Source organism: Microscilla marina ATCC 23134 (assembly GCF_000169175.1).
GTDB lineage: Bacteria > Bacteroidota > Bacteroidia > Cytophagales > Microscillaceae > Microscilla > Microscilla marina.
The window spans coordinates 1-18360 of record NZ_AAWS01000068.1 but is presented as its reverse complement, the minus strand read 5'-3'; the positions used below and the strand labels follow the sequence as shown (position 1 = coordinate 18360).

Below are 18360 nucleotides of genomic sequence, written 5' to 3'. Positions count from 1 at the left end.
ATGCAGGTATATGAATAATAGTCGTTCGTTTTATTAATTCTATCTTTTATTTTTTTGGTTGAATCCACCTAAAAGAGTGCTCCACTGACTTCATCTAAAATTGACGGGACATTCTTTTGCTTAGCCTGCCTCACGATTTGCCTCCGCAAGCTGCTCGGTTTGTTCCATCAAGAGGCTGAGTTCTCCGTCTAGTCTATCAATAATTTCGAGCTCTTTTTCATAAAAAACTACCTCTACCAAAGACCGGGAATCTTTAGCCTGTTCCAGGGCTCTTTCGGCAAGCAACCGTTCTTTGCAGAGTTCTTCACTGCGTACAGTAAGCAGGGTATACAATGCTGCCTGGGCATTCATTTGATCTTTATTATTCATATTATTATTGTATTTGGTAATAGTTCAACTGTGTTTTACTTTGAATCAAAGTACGACAAACATGCCTCCACTACCCAGGACTTAATTACCTGACAGCGAAGCAAATAAGGTTTCTTACAAAACGCACATTACGCTCTCCAAATAAACCAAACTACCCCAATATATCCTGATTCACCCCAAAAAACCTCCACTGTTTTTACCATTTGTTATCATTTGCCTATAGCATTGCTATTCTATTGCATTATGGTAAGTGTGATTTTGGCAAAGACAGCTTATATGATGTTAAAATCAACGAAGAATGGTAGAATGCCAATGTACGCTACTGGGGCTTTAAATTTGAAAACCAACAACAAGCTGATGGAGTTAATCGCTCTGCCAGCTTGTTGTTTTTAGCTGCTCTCGATCTATAAAATAGCTTATTATTACACTCGTATACCAGCAAACCTACACTCCCATAAAACCCCTCTTTTTACCCTGCTCATTCCTTGCTTAATAGCTGCCCAAACCAAACAAAGAAAACTGATGGCTTTAAGATACACAGGCGATTGCCACGTGGCAGGCAGTCGCGCCGAAATACTGGACTTGAAAAATGGGACCAACACCACGGGCAGCAATCCTGATGTGCGCACACTCGCACCGGGGCTGCTTGCCACGGTGACCGATGCCACAGGTGGGGCAGTGCAACTCGCTGCGGTGAGCACTTCACAGTTTGCCGCGCTTGCCGCCCAGGAAGATGGGGATGCCCCCTGGAAACCGATTACATACAACATTGACACCGATACGGCCACGGCACTGAGCTAGGCGAAACTGCATGGAAGAATACAAATATTTTGACATTCGGAACGCCGCAGGAGAGGTTGCCCATATTTTACTCTATGACAAAATCGGGGTAAATGAAGAAGGTAAGGGTATCTCCGAGCAACGGTTTGCAAAAGAACTGTACTCGCTTGCCCGAAGGTACCGCCGCCTCAATGTACGCATCAACTCGCCCGGCGGCAAAATTACTGATGGCTTGTCTATTTGCGCTGCAATTCTCAACATCAACCAAAGTACGCCTGGGGTGCGCATTGATACTTATGTAGACGGGCTTGCCCTGAGCATTGCGGGGCTGATTGCGGTATGCGGCAAAAAAGTAGGCATGTGCAATTTTGCCAAATTGATGCTCCACAACCCTTTTATTGGGGGCAAAAACAGCACTAACCCCAACGAGGCAGGGCAACACGAAACCTTGATGCAGGTCAAAGAAATGTTGCTCACTTTGCTTGCTACCCGCACCGGACAAAAGGTGGATACGCTATCAGCCATGATGAACCAAACGACCTGGCTGAGTGCAGCTGAGGCAAAACGACAAGGCTTTGTGGATGAAGTGTTTGAACACCCCAGAAAGAAAAGCATGGCTACATCAGTGGCTGCTGCCGAAAACGATGTGGCAAGCCTCTTTGATATTTTCAATCAATACCCCATAAAATTTTTACCTGAACCTACAAATACAAATCACCCTATGAGTTTAACATCTGAACAGGCAGAACAACTTCGTAATGAGGTGCTGGGCTATAAAGGCGACCTGACCGCTGTGCTCAATGCCTGTGGGCTACCCACCGATGCCGGACGCGACGGCATTCTTGGCCATGTCGAAGGACTTCGCAACGAGATCAAACGCCTTAAATCGCTTGACCTCAAAATTGAAAGCTACAAAACCAATGTCGAAAACCTGGAAAACGAAAAGAAAAGGTTACACGACGAGGTAGCCGAAATGAAAAAACACGAAGCCATTGCCTTGGTAGAGAATGCCATCAAAGAAGGGAAAATTGCTCCGGTAAAAAAGGAAAAATGGCTTAACCACGCCTATGACAACTATGACATGGTGCGCGATACGCTTGCCGATATGCCTACCCACCCCAACCTGGTCAGTAAGATCAAGGCCATGGGTACCAGCAACGAAGCCGGGGCAAGTGCTGGTTTTGAGGAGTTAAGCTTTAGCGAACTGTCCAACAAGTTTCCGGAAAAACTGATGCTGATCAAAAACGAAAACCCGGTGCTTTACAAAGAGCTGTTCCGCAAGGAATACGGTACTGAGCCAGTGCTCTAAGTTATACTTAAACAAAAATGGTTTTGAGGATGGACTTTGACTAATTGTCTGAATACCAACATTAATCAACCGAAGCTACAGCTTTGCTGTGCTGAGCTCAGCTTCAGCTAATCCTATAAATCCTAAAATCACTTTAATCCTAGTATAGTTTTTTAGTCAGTAGTCGGGAGTCAGGAGCTTTATCAGACTTCCGATTATTTCAAAACATTTACACTAAATATTCAAAATTTTATGGCAGGAGTTCATAAGGAAATCTGGACGGGTGAGGTAATTCGCAAGTTCAGAAAGGATACTTCATTTATGAATCGCATCCCGGATCGCAGCGATCTGGTCAATAACAAAGTGATTCACCTCACCGAATTGGGGGCTGACCCCAAGGTGCTCATCAATAACAGTACTTACCCCATTGCTACGGTAAACGATGTAGACTCGGATGTGGCCATTAGCCTGGACAAGTTTGACACCGAAAACACCTCGGTGTCGGACGATACCTTGTACGCCATTTCGATTGATAAAATGGGCGAAACCACCACCAAGCACACCGAATCAATGCGCGAGGCAACGGGCGACAAAGCCATTCACGCTTTTGCTCCGGCGAGCAATACCGCGCGCACTCCGGTGATTGTGACCAGTGGCGAAGCCGTGAGCGAAGATGGGATTACCCGTAACCGCATGGTGCCTGGCGATGTGGCTCATCTCAAGCGACGCTGGGATGATAACAATGTACCCAAGCAAGGCAGGGAATTGATTCTTTCGCCTGCCCACATCCAGGATTTGATTACTACCCACGAAAGCTTTCGTGACCAATACGCAAATATTAGAGAAGGGCAACCCCTGCGTTTGTATGGCTTTATGATCGGCGAATACACCTCTTTGCCTTATTATGCCGACAGTGGCATCAAGAAAGCTTTTGGCAGCTTATACAACCCTGGCACCGACCGCATTGCCAGCGTGGGTTTTGTAAATTCTGAGATGTTTAAGGCACGCGACCGGGAGGTAAAAATGTACTGGCAGCGCTCTGAAAACAACCCTCGTTTGCGCCAACACGAAGTGGGCTTCCGCATGTACTATGTGGCGTTGCCCAAAGCTAACCGGGCAGTTGGAGCGATCGTGGGGTAAAACTCAATTGTTGTTGCCTACGGCTCATTGTTCCATTTTAAATGGTTTTATGGCTCTATGTTATGGTTGGGCGAAGCCATTCTACTGCGCCTTGCGAACTATTTAACAATCTAACAATCCCAACAATTATTTTTTTAACAATCATAACAATTTAAACATGACACAAATCAAACAATACAACAAAGAAGAGCTTCGGGCAATATTACCCGAAGCCTTTCAGCGCTACCGTGATCAGGCAACCCTACTGGTGCTCTCAGACACCAATATTTTTGCCGATGACCCTGGCGGTCAGAGCCTCGCGGTCAAGCACTCGCATAAGTTCCACACCCGCATTTTTCGGTTTCAAAACCCCGAATATGCCGAAGGTCGCCAGGAACAAGCCTTTGGAGTGATAGAAGATGTAGAGGAAGAAGAAGCCACCCCCAAGGTAGGCAAAACTTCGGCGAAAGCCACTGCTAAAAAAGTAGTGGAGAGTGAGCCCATAGTGGAAGATAATGTAGAAGATAAGGATGATATTTCGGCAAACCTCACAAAGCAGGTAAAAGCAGAGGAAAAAGCAGCCGAGGCTAAAAAAGCGGCAACTACAGTACGCAAAAGTGGTACGGCTGGAGTGAAAGCAAAGAAGTAGAAATAGTCCAAAGTTGGGAGTTGGTAGACAGGAGTTTCTACAGCCTTAAGCTTTTAGCCATTAGCTTTTAGCTTGAGGCTGTTTTTTAAGCAGGTAACCAACTTTATAGCACGTTGATTTTAGATAGGTATAAAGTTCACAGGCCGAAGCTTAATCACTTTTGCAAATCTAATAATACTACATTACTAACTATGGTCTCCCGACTACTAACTACCAACTAAAAAAACTATGAACAACTTACCAGACGTTTCGGTCAATTACCTGGATGGGCAACTCGGCGGGGCGGGTTTTAGCAACGACGGGGTGGCGGCCATGCTGCTTTCGGGCGTTGCCGTGCCCCTTTCAGGGGATGCAGGGTTTGATTTGGGGACAGTCATTGGTCCCTTTTTCGGGATCAAAGATGTGCAGAAAAAAGGCATTACTGCCGAATATGACACCAGCAATTCGCTGAAAGTATACGCCCATTGTGTAGACTTTTACCGTCAGGCGGGTGAAGGAGCTGAACTCTACTTGATGCTTGCCCCCAAAACAGTAACGATGGCAGAAATGCTGGATACCGCTGGTAACTATGCCCCTGATTTGCTCAACCAAAAACAAGGCAACATCAAACTATTGGGAGTGGGCAGGGTACCCGATGCGGCGTATAACGCCAGCCCCAGCGAAGAGTTAGACCCTGATATCCTGGCGGCTTTGGCAAATGCCCAACTACTTATCAATACTCAACAGGCATTGCACCAACCTGTGCAGGTGATATTGGAAGGGCGCGACTTTCAGGGCAATGCTTCGGCAGTGAGTAATTTACGCACTCAAACCGCCAACCGGGTATCGGTGTGTTTGGGTTGGCACGACGATACTTACGAAGGCAGTTGGCTGGGCTTGGTACTGGGCAAAGTAGCCGGGGTGCCTGTGCAACGCAACATTGGGCGGGTAAAAGACGGCGACTTAGGCATTCAAAAGGCGTATATCGTCACGGCTGCTACGCCTAAAAAAACGGTAGAAGAGTATGGACAGGGCAACCTCAACTTGTTGCACCAACGCGGCTACATTGTCCCCCGTGCTTTTGCCAACCGTGCCGGGTATTACCTCAACGGCGACCCGGTGGCCATTGCGCTCATCACCGACTACAACAGCATTGGCCGGGGCAGGGTGGCAGATAAGGTGGCGCGCATTGCCTACAATGTGTATGTGCAGGAACTCCTGGACGATTTTCAGCTGGAGCAAGGCAAGTTACCTGTGGCCAGGGTGAAGGCGTTTGAGCAGGACATCAAAAAAGCCCTGGACTTGCAAATGACCAACAACGGAGAGGTGTCTTCGGTCACTCCGCTGATTGACCCTGACCAGGACGTGATTGCCACTGCCGAGCTCAAGGTGAAAATTGACATTGAACCCGTGGGCATGGCGCAAAAAATCACCATTGATTTGGGGTTTGTGAATCCAAGTTAAAAAAGTATGGTTAGATGGTTGGGCAAAGCCATGCAATACAACACCACTACAATGAACAATTTAAAGATTTAAAAAATGGCTAATAACTCCTCACAACTCCCCTTTGAAATAGGCTGGGAAGATGTAACGATCACCCTGTTTGGGCGAATTGTAGACGGCTTTCGCGGCTTTAAATACAAGGTGTCAAAAAGCAAGGCAAACATCCACGGGCGGGGTAAAGACCCGATTGCCCGTGCCAAGGGAAAGAAAGAATACGAGGGCAGCATCAAGCTGTTGTTTCGGGAAGTGATTGCCTTAGAAAAAGCCGCCATCCAGAACGGTGGAGCTGACCTGACCGACCTCGATCCTTTTGATATTACCCTGGTATATGCTGAGAATGGGCTGGTAGTCACTCATATTCTGAATAATGTAGAAGTAACTGAGTATGAACTTACCATGGAGCAAGGTGATGACTTTATGGAAGTTGAACTGCCTATTAGTATTGGGAAGATTAGCAGGCAGTAGCAGTGTTCAATTGTTGCGCTTCGCTTATTGTTAAATGGTTTTATGGTTGGGCGAAGCCACTCTGAGTCGCTTTGCGAACAATTGAACAATACCAGCAATTTTTAACAATCTTTTTTTAAAACATGACACAAATAAAAGAAAATACTGCTCCCGAATTTTTTACTCACGGAGAACAAAAGTACCGAAGCACTCCACCTTCCAAAGAAGAAGAAGCTCAGTGGAAAGTTACCTTTGGAGAAGTGCTTGCCGCCGATGATGGCGAAGGACACAGGCTTTGGCTGCGCCGACCTGATTTACCCATTATGCGGGTGGCCATTGCCCAGTTTAAAAAAGGCAAAACCACCATTGATTTTGAAGATTTACTCTTTAAGAGCTGTTGGCTGGCGGGCAATGAAGCCTGGCTTGTGAACGAAGATTTGTATGAAGCTGCCCTGAATGAGTTTGAGCCTTGGGTAGAAATACCCGATGCCGAAACCCGTTTCCTGGCAGACGAAAACCTCTACGAACTTAAAGTCAAAGGCTTTGTGGGTAAGGTGGCAAAACCTAGCCGCAGGCAACGCAAACAAGCCGAAAAACGCAACACCGCCAACAAACCTTTTGGCACTGAAATGCACTTGCTGGAAATGATTTGGCAGGAAGGCGACCTGAACGGGCTCCGCCAGGACGACTTTGCCTATATGGGCGTACTTGCTGCAATTCAGGAACTTAAAACCCGGAAAATAGTAGAGCTGGTAAAAAAGTAGCCGAGTACCGCATCAAAGGCGAAAAAGTGGACATGGAACAATGGGAAGCCATCCACGAAGGCTTTTTGCGGTACTATTTTTCCCTGAGCAGCACCGAGATAGATTCGCTTTCAGACGACGAGTTTGCCCGTCAGATTGCCCTGTTGGAATACATCAGAGAGGAAGAACGCAAGCAAACCGCATTGAATGTGAGTCAGTCGGGAGTCTATAGTCAGTAGACGAGAGTTTTCAGTTACAGCCTCAAGTCCTTAGCCATGAGCTTCTCCGTGCGGCGGAGTGGAGCAAAGCTCTCATTAGCTTTAGCCCGTCGCAGATGGCTCACGCGTCTGTTTGTTCAAATGCTCAATCCTTAAGGAATCGAACGTAGTGCGATGGCTCACTGCTATATTCTGAAATCTTAAGTAACAGAAATTAATGAGTATGAAACACTTACTCTCATTATTGCAAATTTAATAATCGTATAATAAAAAACTCCCGACTACCAACTCCTAACTCCCGACTAAATGACCTACGACTTAAACCAATTATACCAAAGAGCCTTCGGGCGATTTATTGTGTATCCAGGGCTCACCAAACCAAGCAAGCTATTAGAAAGCTATACCCCTTTGGCGCTTTTGGGTAAGGGCAAAAAACAAAGTTTGTTGAGCACGCCTATTATGATGCCGCTGAAGCTGGATGATTATGCTTTTCCCCTGGAGCCGCTCATTGAGGTGAGTACCTCTAAATCTATTGTGATCAATCAAATGGTGAACGCCGAAACCAATGTATTGGAGGATATGGGGCTGGACAATTTTAAACTCACCATTCGGGGCTTTTTGGTCAGCGAACAAGCAGGCAGCGCTCCGCTGGATGAGCTACGCAGGTTGATGAAACTTATCAGGAAACGCAGCAGCCTCAAGGTAAACAATGAACTACTTGGTGCCTTTGGCATTCGGGAGCTTGCCATCTTGTCGGCGCGCTTTGGCGACCCCGAAGGAGGCATTGAGTTTAAGCCTTACACGCTGGAATGTATTTCAGACGAGGCAGTGGAGTTAAGGCTCAATCAAGATAAAGCGGACGCGTTTACTGATACCAGCCCGCTTCCCGAAGATTCAAGATAAATAGTCCACAGCGTTCAGTCAATAGTTGGTAGCTGTGGTGTACGTATAAACTGCTAGTAATATACTGAAAACCAATAGTATAAACACAATTTTTATTTATGAGACACGCCAGCCTCTTTAGTGGTCTGGGCGGCTTCGATTTAGCCGCCGAAAGGATGGGCTGGGTTAATGTTTTCACCGTCGAAAACAACCCCTTTTGCCAAACCATTCTCCGCCATTACTGGCCAGACAGCACCCATTATGAAGACATCAGGCAAATCGACTTCAGTCCCTATTACGGGCAAATCGACCTCCTTACCGGAGGATTTCCCTGCCAGCCATTCAGCCAGGCTGGAAAACGCAAAGGAATTAACGACGAGCGTTATCTCTGGCCGGAAATGCTCCGCGCTATACGAGAGATCAGACCCACTTGGGTGCTGGGTGAAAACGTTGCTGGAATCGCCACGATGGTACTCCAGCCGCGTGTTACTCACCTGGAAAGCGGGGCCAATGCTGAGGGCGAAACAATACACCGAACAATGGAAGCCGAAGCCGTTATCCACCGAATATGTGAAGACTTCGAAGCCCTCGGTTATAGCGTCCAACCGATGGTTATTCCGGCTTGTGCCGTTGAAGCGCCCCACCGAAGAGACCGGGTCTGGTTTTTGGCCTACACCCACCGTAGTGCAACGCGATCATCCCGAAAGAGTAGCACGCCTCAAAGCAATGGGAGCCAAAACCATGACAAGCCGAATGGCAGGCAAACTACGCCCCAACAGTATACTAGACTATGCCATGTTTCATTCGCTGCTGCCTACCCCCACTACCCAGGAACCAGGCAGCCTCTGTACCCTTACCCCCAATGGGAGACGGCAGAGCAAAGATGGCAAGAACAGCTACAGCCTGAACTTGGGCAGGATGGCGACTATGAAGCTACTGCCCGTTGCCAACCTAAATGGCGATATACCTACCCCGCCCCAAGGCAAGACTACAGGTTCCGCCCCAATTGGCAAACTCAATCCCCGGTTTGTGGCGGAGATGATGGGTTTCCCGCCCCTGTGGACGGAATTACCCTTCCTCGCCTCCGAAATGAGTCGATCAAAGGCTACGGAAACCCGGTAGTGGTGCCACTGGTGTTGGAGATTTTTAGGGGGATTGAGGAGGTGGAAAACACATTATAAACATACCCCATGAGCTCTCTGAGTAGCTGATGGGGTGTTTGCATTTTGCGAATAAATTTGCAAATCGTGAATTTTCAAGACAACACCACTCATACAACCCCAAATAAGGCTATTCTCTTCTTTACAAATCAATAAAACCTACGCCTGACATATTATGGCACAAAAAGACCTGAATTTTATGTCTTGATTGGCTATTTTTGAATTCTTAACCCTTTTCCCTTCCACAAAAGACCTTCATCCTTGTCCAACTATCCCTTTAATGGCGATATTTGCCTCTATATTTATTTTTTTCATTAAAAAAGTATCCAAATCAACGGTATGATTTGGGTATAAATATTAAGAAAGCTTTTCACTTACTTAAATCCGAATTTGTAAATTCAATTTCCATGCGATTAATCCAAAAACAATTACCTTGGCTGTTGTCAGCTTTATTTTTGTTCACCCTTGGTTGTAAGAAAAAAGAGGAAGACCCTCAACAACCTGCCCAGACCAGCCTGAGTACTTTTATTCCTACTTCTGTAGATTTTACCTCGGTCACCCTCAAAGGAAGCATTTCGACCGTAGGCGATGGAGGCATTACCGACCACGGTTTTGTCTGGGGGGAAACTGCCAGCCCTGACCTCAACTCGGCGGGCAAACATTCGCTGGGAGCAAAAACCGAAGCAGGGGCATTCGAACACGCCGTGACTGGGCTTACTGCGGGCAAAACCTACCACGTGCGCGCCTACGCCACCGATGCCCAAGGAACAGTCTACGGCGAAGATAAAACCTTTAGCACTACCAACAGCCCCACCATTACTGAGTTTACCCCCACCGAAGCCGGGCAGGGCGATACCATCACCATCAAGGGAACCAACTTCAACGCCACCACCGCTGAAACAAGCATTAAATTTGGCACTACCGCCGCTACTAGCATTATTAGTGTAGCTGAAACTGAAATAAAAGTAGTGGTCCCTGCTGGGGTAACCGAAGGCGTCAATAAAATCACCGCAACGATCAAAGGGCTAGAGGCTGCTTCTACCACTGATTTTACTTACCTAGGTGGTTTGTGGACACAGAAAAAGGATTTTGGGGGAGTGGCAAGAACTGAAGCAGTAAGTTTTACCATCGGAACCAAGGGTTATATAGGTTTGGGCAGGTCTGGTTCGGCATCTTCAACGGCTTTGGATGATTTGTGGGAATACGATGCTACCAATGATGTTTGGACACAAAAAGCCAATTATTCTGGGGGTAAGAGGTCATTATCAATCAGTTTTGTAATTAATGGTGTTGCATTCGTTGGTTTAGGCGGTGATGTAGATGGAAAAGGTAAAAAGGATTTTTGGCAGTACAACTCTACTACTAATCAATGGAGTAAAATTGCTGATTTTGCAGGGGATAGTCCCAATGGATCAGAGTGGTCTTTTTCTTTGGGAGGTAAAGGATATGTGATTAGACCTGCTGCAAGTGAGCTTTGGGAAATAGATACTGGTGTGTGGTCAAAGAAAAATAACTTACCCATGGCAGGAGCAGATTTTGTTTTTGTTCTGAATAATGTGGCTTATTTGGTAAAAGCTAACGAGAAAGTGTGGAAGTATAATGCTGTAGCTGATACTTGGAGTTCCTTGAAGGAATTTCCTGGAAAGGTAATTTTGGGTGGAATGGTGTTGGATGGTAAAGGTTACGTTGCTTCTTCATCTGATGATGGTTATATATTTTGGGAGTATACTCCAGCCACTGATATCTGGGCGAAGAAACAAGGTTTAGCAAACCGGGTGGGCACTCCTTTATATTCAGAAGCTTTTGTCGTAGGAGATAAAATTTATATTAGAGAAGGAGGTACCTTAAGAGCTTCGGTATGGGAGTTTGATCCCACTAAATAAATAAAAATATTGAGGGGCAAGAAGTCAGCATTTGTCGCTGGCTTCTGTTTTTTCTTTTTGATCAAACGATACAAAGATTACCTATTTTAATCTATCCATCATGAAATTTACAACGATTACGACATTCAAGCACTTTATCACCTTTTTTTTACTCTCGGCGGGCATTCAATTCACTGCCCAAGCCCAAATTGCGGGCAATATTACCGTCACTACCTCTGGCATAGGTGCTTCCGAATCTTACATTATATTTTTTAATGGGGAAAACAAACTACCTGGAATTTCAAAAGGGCATTTCTACCCTGACCCTTTGGTGCAAGACGGAGGGTGTGAGTATGCCACCGAAGTAACCACCCTTTCCGATTACGATGCGGGGGTGCTTTATGATCAAACTGTAGTACCGCTCAATACCAATGAGTGTAGCAACCGGGTATTTGCATTTAGGTGGACGCCTCAATTGATGCATGAGCCCAAGATTGATAACAACACAGTGTGTTCAGGGAGTAGCTTTACCTTGAACTTAGTGATGGGAGACAATGATAGGATTGACCAGTACCACTGGCAACAATCTACCGATGGCGGAGCTACTTGGGTAGATGCTGCCCATACCAGTGGAGGGACAGCTTATACTACTGTACCGTCTTTGGTCATTAATGTGCCAACAGTTGCTAATATATTGTATCGGGCAAGGGGTTTTCGTTATGGTAAGTTGGTGGCTCCCGTCGGGCCTGCTTTGCCTGTTTATGTTTCCCAAGCAGCTCCTGATGCTTATACCAATACCCAAAGTCCTACTTGGGTACCTACTGAAACAATTCCACTGAGGATCAATGGGGTGATAGTAGGATCAATTAACGTCACTCATAGTACTTGTAGCGTGGGAGGCTTGGGCAACGGCAAAATTAATGTGACCTTTAATCAAAATGTAGTAGGCAATTATTATTATAGTCTTGCTAATGATGATGTAGTGGATGAGACGATGCCTCCTGATAAGGCTTTTAGTCTATTGCCCGAAGCAGTGATGAATATCTCTCCAACCCAACTTTCTCATACTTTTCCTGATGATGCATCAGCCAACAAATTTGACCTAAATAATGGAGACTATACTCTAGCTATAGAAAACTTGATTGGAGGGCAACGCTATTGTTTTGAAAAATACCTTATCAAAATCAAATCCCCCTCTCCAGTCACCCTCACTGAGCAAACCGCCCAAAGACGTGACCCCAGTTGCATTGGTGCAGCCGATGGACAAATTGTACTCACCGCAGGTGGGGGAGCTGCGGCACAATCTGCGGCTCATAAATATACGATTTTAAAATACCGCAATGGTGCCCTCGCCGAAACCCGCCCCAATTTGTCACCAGGTCCCCACACCTTTGGGGGGCTGGATGCCGCAGGCTACCATTTTGAAATTAGAGAATCGGGTTGTGGAGCCAACACTTTGGTTACTTTGCCCAACCCTGGAGCCATTACCTTGTCCAATCCACCCACCACGGTGGCTACTTCGGCAGTTTCGGCACCCATTATTTGCGAAGGTGGCACGGGTAGTATCGGAGTGAGTTTTACCCAAGGCAATACGAGTGGCACCTACACTATAGAAGCTTATAAAGACGGGGCAAGTACCGCCCACGCCACCGCTAACGGCATTACCCATGCTTCGGGAGGGTATACTTTTACAGGCTTACCTGCGGGCAGCTATACTTTTAAGTTGAAGCACTCTTGTAGCAGTGGAGGCAACTACGACATTACCACTCCTCAAACCCTGACCAACCTGGTGCCTGTAGCGGGTACCCTGGCGGGGATTCCACAAACGGGCAGCACCCACGCCATTTCCTGTAAAGGCGGCAGCGACGGAAGACTGGGCGTAAAAGTAACTACAGGCAACGCTACAGCCCCCAATACCGCTTATACTTTGGTGCTCAAACAAGGCGGAGTGGTGGTCAATGCTCCTACTTTTATGGGCTTTGGCACCACCTCACTTACCGGGGTCACCGTAGGTGATTCGGTGGTATTCACCGGACTGGCGGAAGGGGCATACAGCGTAGAAATTAGCCAAAACAATTGCCCCCAACCCGCCAAGGTCTTGGGCAGTGTGACCCTCACCGCCCCGGAAACTTTGACGGCAACGATTACCCCAGTACTCCGTTTTGCTACCTACCACGTCACTTGTGCCGATGGTGAAGACGGACAAATCAGGGTAGACAATGTAGCGGGCGGCAACGGCAACTACAGCATAGAACTCAACGAAAACGGCTCGAAGATCGCCACCCAAACGGGCGTTTCGGCTTTGTTTACAGGCTTGCGCCCAGTAAACTTCCAGGGGGGAAGTGTCAACTACAGCATTCGAATAGTGGACAGCAAAACCTGCGAGTACATTAGCCTACCCATTCAACTACAGGCACCCGCCGTGCTCACTACCGCACTTACTCCGGAGCGGGTGACCTGTAAAGGCGAAAGCAACGGAAGCATTGCTGCTACCATTAACGGTGGTGTCAAGCCCTATACGATTCAATGGGTAGATGGAACTGGTACTGCCATTACTGGAGAAATTACTTTGGGAGCGACTGAAGGCACGGCTACTTTGGATAACCGCCCGGCGGGTGCTTACGCGCTCCGGGTGAAAGACAGCAAAGGTTGCCACAATTTTGTGACCGGGGGTTGGTACGAAACGACCACCACTATAGACGAACCTGCGGTGGCTTTTGCCTTTGAGGTCGCTTCTTTTACAGTAGATTCGGTGTCTTGTCACGGGGGCAACGATGGTCGTTTGAGCCTGGCGGTAGCCGGGGGTTGGGGTGGCTATACCTATTCTAAAGACGGCACCAACTTTCAGGCATCAGCGGCCTTCAGTGGCTTTGCCGCAGGCGACCATACCCTGTACGCCCGTGACGGCGAAAACTGTACGATCAGTACTACTGTCACCATCAAAGAACCATTGCCGCTTACGCTGACTCAGCAGCAAATTACCCACGTCAGTTGTCAGGGAGGCTACAACGGGGAATATATTTTTGAGGCCAAAGGGGGCAACGATGCGGGCACCGAGCCTTATACCATCTTAGTCAATGGGGCACCCTACGCCGAAACCGACTGGTTCCACTGGACTAGCAACCGTCAGATTGCCCTGCGGGGTCTGGCAGCGGGGAGTTATACCATAGAGGCGACTGATCACAAGGGTTGCCAGCAAACCTTGAGTTTTACCATTACTGAACCCGCTCAGCTGGAAGCCAACATTACCAGTATCACCACGGCTACCTGTGGTTTGCCCAACGGCAGCGCAACGGTGGTAGCGACCGGAGGGACAACGCCTTATAGTTACACTTGGAAAAAATATGAAGCAACCTTGGGGACCTTAAAAACCTGGAGCACTTCGGCGAGCCTGACGAATGCCGAAGGGGGCGCTTACGAAATGATTGTAACCGATGCCTTGGGTTGTTCGGTGACCCAGGTAGTGCAGCTATCCAACGCTGATGCCGCCACGGTTACCAACCAAAACATTGCCCCGGTGAGTTGTGCGGAGGCAAAAGACGGTGTGGCTACTTTTAGCGTAGCTGGAGAGTTTCCGATTACTGTGAACTGGGTAAACAGCAGTGAAACTGGGCAGATTGCCTGGCAAGATGCGACTACCCTAAAGCTCAGTGGCCTAACGAAGGGTTACCACGATTTCCAGACCCAGGACGCCAAGGGCTGTATACGTTTCGAGCGGGTGCTCGTGCCCGGTCCCGAATCTTTGCTCATTACCCGTCAGACGAGTGGGGATCCTACCTGCCACAACGGAACCAATGGGAGCCTGGCAATTGCCATCAGCGGAGGTACTGAACCTTACCAAATCGTCTGGGACCAAGGGCTGACTGCGGGAGCCACTTCTTTTGACAACCTTGGTGCGGGCACCTACACCGTAGTAGTGACTGATGCCCAGGGTTGTACTCGGCAAGCAGGTTTTGTACTTCAAAATCCCCTGCCAATCAGCGTAGACCTGGGGATAGGCAGCACAGTATGCGCCGGGCAAAGTGTGACTTTAAAGCCAACCATTCCGGCGGGCAACACCATTGCTACCTACGCCTGGACTTCGGCGAGTGGGAACTTTAGCAGCAGCGAGCCCCAGGTGACCGTAAACACGGCGGATACCTATTTCCTGACTGTGACCACCACCGCAGGTTGCAGTGGCAGCGGTGAGTACAAGCTGGCAAACTCGGCGAACGCTTTCGAGGCTGATTTTCTAATGCCTTCCGACGCAGTCGTAGGCGATACAGTAGTGCTGATAGAGATTTGCCGCCCGGCACCTACCACCCTATTTTGGGACATTGAGGGGCTCGATCAAGACGTGTTCTTGTTAGAAAGCACCGTGACCAATCCCAAACAAAATTTACTGGTTCCCAAAGAAGGAACTTACACCGTGCGTTTATATGCCTCGTTGGGGGGTTGCCAGGACGTGTTCGAACGCCAGGTAACGGTAGTGAAACCCGAAGGGAAGCGTTTTGCTCAGGCTGGCAAGGCAAGCCAAAAGATCACCGCCCAGGTATCACCTAACCCGGTGAGTAATGGCAAGATAAACATTGGGGTCTCTTTGGCGCAAACCGCCCCGGTGTCGGTAGAAATTTTCAACATTTCGTCGGGCAACCGTTGGCGTTACCCGCAACCGATCAAAGGCAGTGGAAAAACCGATTACCATTGGTCGCTCCACATTCCTGAAATGACCCAGGGGGTGTATGTGGTGAGGATACAAACCCCTACCAGCCAGAAAATGGTGAAGGTGGTGGTGGAGTAGAGAGACTATGCCACTTGAAATGACAAGGAGGAAGTAATGGGTATTCTATTCTACTACTTGAATATAGCTTAAGAAAAGCCTGTAGCCTTGGTTACAGGCTTTTTTTGAAGTTAAAATGAGCGGTTAAAATAACCATCAAAACCTGAACATTTCCAAAATATTGCTTATTTTAGGTCTTATGGAAGACAAAGAATGGACTTACCCTTTTGACAAACCCCATAGCTGGGACTGGCGCGATGAGCAATGGTACGTGCGTTACCTAGAGCTGAAGGCCTACAAAAAAATATACGGAGACTGTAGAGTACCCGTTGGGTGGGCGAAAAACAAAGCCTTGGGAAATTGGGTATCTGCTCAACGAATCAATAAGATGAGAATGGTTTCGTGGCGAAAAGAGTTGTTGAACAAGTTGGGGTTTACCTGGCAAGTGCAGAAGCAGGTAATTTCAGCAAAATACAGTCATTTGTCCAAAAAAGAGGGGGTTTGGATGACAACTTTTGACAAGCTGTCGGCTTATTTTAAAAAAACAGGGCATATTACGGCAAGCCGTCAAACTCCAGAAGGGATAAAGCTAAGTTGTTGGGAGAGCAAACAACGCGGGCGCCGTAAACAGGGCAAGCTATCTAAAAAACGTATTGAATTACTGGATAGCATCGGATTCTCCTGGTCATTAAAAGAAAAATGGTCAAGCTTGCCTGTATATGATGACTTATGGAATGATAGATTTGCTGAGCTAAAGGCATTTCAGACCAAGCATGGGCATTGTAACCCTTCTTCAGAAATCAAGGAAACTAAAACTTTAGCACATTGGGTTCTTTCCCAGAGAGAGAGGTTTAAAGGAGGGAAGATTTTGCCCCATCGCAAGGTTCTTCTTGATGGGCTTGGTTTTGAGTGGTCACGGGAAGACAAAGCCAGGGCTTCGGTGGTTAGAGACAAACGTTGGCTTGAAAGGTTTGAGGCACTCAAAGCCTTTTATGCGGAACATGGGCATTTTAGGGTACCCAGAACTAATCAGGAACTTTCTGTCTTGTGTACTTGGTTAGTTACCCAAAGGTATTACTATAGAAAAGGTCTGGCAAGCCAACAACATATAGAGTTACTCAACAGCATTGGTTTTGATTGGGAAAGTAAAGAAACCGAGAGAGGTTGGCTAAAGATGCTGGAAAAACTTAAGGCTTTTCATACTGAACATGGACATTTTCGGGTACCTCATAGTTCAGAGGAGTTAAAAGAGCTCGCAGATTGGGCTACGACACAAAGGCATCGTCTTAGAAAAAACAAGCTGGATTCAGACAAAGTAAATCTTCTTCAGGAGATTGGAGTGAGTCCAAATGATGGAGTTGAGGCAAAATTATTAGACGAGGAAAATCGTTGGACAAAACGATTTAATGAGCTCAAGGAATTTAAGCGTATAGAGGGGCATTTTCAAGTACCTACAGACAAACCAGTATTGAGAAATTGGGTAGGTACTCAAAGAGCACTCTTAAAAAAAGGAAAGCTCAAACCAAACCGGAAAGCGTTGCTTGACCATATTGATTTTGCTTGGTCATATAAAGGAAAACCCCCCGTGTTAGAACAGGCGTGGGAAGTAAGGTTTAAACAATTGAAGGCATTTAGGGCTGAACATGGGCATTTCAATATTCCTAAAAGAGATCCAATATTGGGCAGTTTAAACGTCTGGGCAGCTTACCAAAGGGCTCGTTTCAAAAAGGGGACCTTGTCTGAAGGTCGAATAAACTTGCTTAACAGCATTGGTTTTGTCTGGAATTTTCCAAAAACTAAGAAAACGAATTAAACCTTACCCCGACAGTTTCAAGGGCAAATTGTGAGCGTAAACCTACTTAAAATGACTATCTTTGAACAAGTAATGCCTGCCTTTCCATATTTTTCAAAATGTTTTTTGTTAAAACTGTCCAAAACCACCACTGAGATGGGTATATCTAATCGATAGCCTTTCAGTCAATAGCCAAGATAAAGAAAAGGCTAACAGTTAAAGTTCGACAGAGCCTAAAAGCCAGGAACAAAAAAGCTAATGGCTAAAGCTCAAAACCAACTACTTAAACCAAACCAAGGTAATGCGCATCCATTTATTCAAGTGCCTCCTAATTGTGGGAGCTTTGCTTTTAGGAGCCAGTGATCACACCACTGCTCAACGAAACTATAGCGTCAAGTTAATCGCCACAGTCAGTCCTCCTCATAGCCCCTTTTTACACTCCTATAGCTATTCTAGCGCCCTTACTCTCCATCTTATATTAAATGGAGTGACCGCTTATGCGGGTTATTTACGTATCAAATTGGAAAGTATGGATGGGCGGGGAATTGTCATCCAAACCAGGGCTAACTATTTGCCCTTGCTCGATTTGGGACCTAGCCAAACAATGAATGGCTCCGATTTGTCGGATTACTTCGATGTAAGCAACTTAGATTTTCACGGGTATTCTCGGCAGCAGTATTTAAAGACGAAAAGAATTCCTGATGGTATCTACAAGCTAACCTTCTCATTTGTAGATCGTTACCGCCCTAGCGTGTCGGTGTCCAATGTAGATATTTTATCAGAGAAACACTGCGGGTATTTGCTTTGCAGCCA

14 protein-coding genes and 1 pseudogene are annotated in these 18360 nt (G+C 46.9%); 14 read left to right on the top strand and 1 reads right to left on the bottom strand.

Translation table 11 applies throughout. The features are described from left to right. Positions 1–120 precede the first annotated feature (120 nt). The gene (locus M23134_RS33960; protein ID WP_002704715.1) at positions 121–369 is read right to left on the bottom strand and encodes a hypothetical protein; all 249 of its coding nucleotides are present in this window, start codon (positions 367–369) and stop codon (positions 121–123) included. 522 nt (positions 370–891) lie between these two features. On the opposite strand from M23134_RS33960, the gene M23134_RS33955 reads away from it, so the two are divergent. From M23134_RS33955 to M23134_RS40245, 14 genes and pseudogenes are all read left to right on the top strand, one after another. Beyond that, complete coding sequence (locus tag M23134_RS33955; RefSeq protein WP_002694119.1) at positions 892–1170, top strand: hypothetical protein; 279 nt, start codon at positions 892–894, stop codon at positions 1168–1170. Positions 1171–1180: 10 nt separating this feature from the next. Continuing rightward, positions 1181–2458, top strand: a complete 1278-nt coding sequence (locus M23134_RS33950) for a Clp protease ClpP (protein WP_002704714.1) — start codon at positions 1181–1183, stop codon at positions 2456–2458. A gap of 231 nt (positions 2459–2689) precedes the next feature. Further along, on the top strand, positions 2690–3577 hold the full coding sequence (locus tag M23134_RS33945; RefSeq protein WP_002704713.1) for a hypothetical protein: 888 nt from the start codon (positions 2690–2692) through the stop codon (positions 3575–3577). Positions 3578–3734: 157 nt separating this feature from the next. Continuing rightward, a complete protein-coding gene (locus tag M23134_RS33940) occupies positions 3735–4205 on the top strand; it encodes a hypothetical protein (RefSeq protein ID WP_002704711.1) in 471 nt (156 codons plus the stop codon). Between the two features lie 228 nt (positions 4206–4433). Beyond that, entirely contained in the window at positions 4434–5648 is a 1215-nt protein-coding gene (locus M23134_RS33935; protein ID WP_002704709.1) for a DUF2586 family protein, read from the top strand. 75 nt (positions 5649–5723) lie between these two features. Then, positions 5724–6152, top strand: coding sequence for a hypothetical protein (locus M23134_RS33930; protein ID WP_002694114.1), 429 nt, complete (start codon positions 5724–5726; stop codon positions 6150–6152). A 122-nt stretch (positions 6153–6274) separates the two neighbouring features. Continuing rightward, positions 6275–6895, top strand: a complete 621-nt coding sequence (locus tag M23134_RS33925) for a hypothetical protein (protein WP_002704706.1) — start codon at positions 6275–6277, stop codon at positions 6893–6895. 32 nt (positions 6896–6927) lie between these two features. After that, entirely contained in the window at positions 6928–7113 is a 186-nt protein-coding gene (locus tag M23134_RS33920) for a hypothetical protein (protein ID WP_002704704.1), read from the top strand. Positions 7114–7398: 285 nt separating this feature from the next. Then, a complete protein-coding gene (locus M23134_RS33915) occupies positions 7399–7995 on the top strand; it encodes a DUF6046 domain-containing protein (protein ID WP_002704702.1) in 597 nt (198 codons plus the stop codon). A 98-nt stretch (positions 7996–8093) separates the two neighbouring features. Continuing rightward, positions 8094–9155: a DNA cytosine methyltransferase gene (locus tag M23134_RS33910; protein WP_002704700.1), complete on the top strand. Its 1062-nt coding sequence runs from the start codon at positions 8094–8096 to the stop codon at positions 9153–9155. 386 nt (positions 9156–9541) lie between these two features. Next, the gene (locus tag M23134_RS39380; RefSeq protein ID WP_002704698.1) at positions 9542–11017 is read left to right on the top strand and encodes an IPT/TIG domain-containing protein; all 1476 of its coding nucleotides are present in this window, start codon (positions 9542–9544) and stop codon (positions 11015–11017) included. Between the two features lie 100 nt (positions 11018–11117). Then, the gene (locus M23134_RS33895; RefSeq protein WP_002704695.1) at positions 11118–15776 is read left to right on the top strand and encodes a T9SS type A sorting domain-containing protein; all 4659 of its coding nucleotides are present in this window, start codon (positions 11118–11120) and stop codon (positions 15774–15776) included. Between the two features lie 178 nt (positions 15777–15954). Then, positions 15955–17568: a helicase associated domain-containing protein gene (locus M23134_RS33890; RefSeq protein WP_002704693.1), complete on the top strand. Its 1614-nt coding sequence runs from the start codon at positions 15955–15957 to the stop codon at positions 17566–17568. A gap of 280 nt (positions 17569–17848) precedes the next feature. After that, positions 17849–18360, top strand: a pseudogene (locus M23134_RS40245) (fibronectin type III domain-containing protein); the annotation flags it as partial.